The sequence below is a fragment of the Variovorax sp. 10L426 genome (assembly GCF_056395305.1).
In genome coordinates, this window is record NZ_JBFTJF010000048.1 from 1 (window position 1) to 1,339 (window position 1,339).

At 67.3% G+C, this 1,339-nt stretch carries 1 protein-coding gene; it reads right to left on the reverse strand.

The features are described 5' to 3' along the window. The coding region (locus AC1DHL_RS29625; protein ID WP_478164313.1) for an NAD(P)(+) transhydrogenase (Re/Si-specific) subunit beta at positions 1-1,339 on the reverse strand (1,339 nt) is incomplete at both ends.

Sequence of the window (1,339 nt, forward strand, 5' to 3'; positions counted from 1 at the left end):
TCCAGCCCCGCGTAGCCCGCGGCCATGCTTCGCTTGTTCACGATCACCGTCTTGGCCTTGTAGGCCTCCAGGATCGGCATGCCGTAGATCGGCGTGCCCTTCTGCAGCGCCGCAGGGTTCACCACGTCGTTGGCCCCGAGGATGATCGCYACATCGGCCTGGCCGAACTCGCCGTTGATGTCCTCCATCTCGAAGACCTGGTCGTAGGGCACCTCGGCYTCGGCCAGCAGCACGTTCATGTGCCCCGGCATGCGCCCGGCCACCGGGTGGATCGCGTACTTSACCGTCACGCCGTGCTCGGTGAGCTTCTGCGCGAGTTCCTTCACCGCGTGCTGGGCTCTGGCCACCGCGAGGCCGTAGCCSGGCACGATGATGACCGTCTCGGCRTTGGAGAGCACGAAGGCCGCGTCGTCCGCGCTGCCGCTCTTCACTGGCCGCTGCTCCTTGGCGCCGCCCGTGGCCGCAGCCGCCTCGCCGCCGAAACCGCCCAGGATCACGTTGAAGAACGAGCGGTTCATCGCCTTGCACATGATGTAGCTCAGGATCGCACCCGAGGAGCCCACCAAGGAGCCCGCCACGATCAGCATCGCGTTGTTCAGGCTGAAGCCGATGCCCGCRGCCGCCCAGCCCGAGTAGCTGTTGAGCATGGACACCACCACCGGCATGTCCGCCCCGCCGATCGGGATGATGATSAGCACGCCCATCACGAAGGCCAGGATCACCATCGCGAGGAAGGCCAGCCAGCTCTCGGTGGCCACGTACAGCAGGCCCAGCGCAATGGTCAGCAGCCCCAGCACGAGGTTCAGCATGTGCTGGCCCTTGAACTGCACGGGCGCCCCCTGGAACAGGCGGAACTTGTACTTGCCCGAGAGCTTGCCGAAGGCAATGACCGAGCCGCTGAAGGTGATGGCGCCGATGGCCGCACCCAGGAACAGCTCCAGCCGGTTGCCCGCCGGAATCGCGTAGCGCAGGAAACCGTCGACGATCATCGCGCCGTCGGGCGTGTTGACCGTGCCGGAGGCCGCCACCGGCAGCGGCGTGATGCCGAAGGCCCAGGGCTCCACCACCGCCGCCACGGCGATGAAGACGGCTGCGAGGCCGATCATGCTGTGGAAGAAGGCCACGAGCTCGGGCATCTGGGTCATCTCGACCGTCTTGGCGCGGTAGGCGCCATAGCCGCCGCCCACGACCAGGCCCAGCAGCACCCAGGCCATGCCGAGGGCCTTGCCGCCGGAGAGCTGCACGATCAGCGCGGCGGTGGTCAGGATGGCGATGGCCATGCCGACCATGCCGAAGATGTTGCCGCGGATGGAGGTGGTGGGGTGGGACAGGCCCTTCA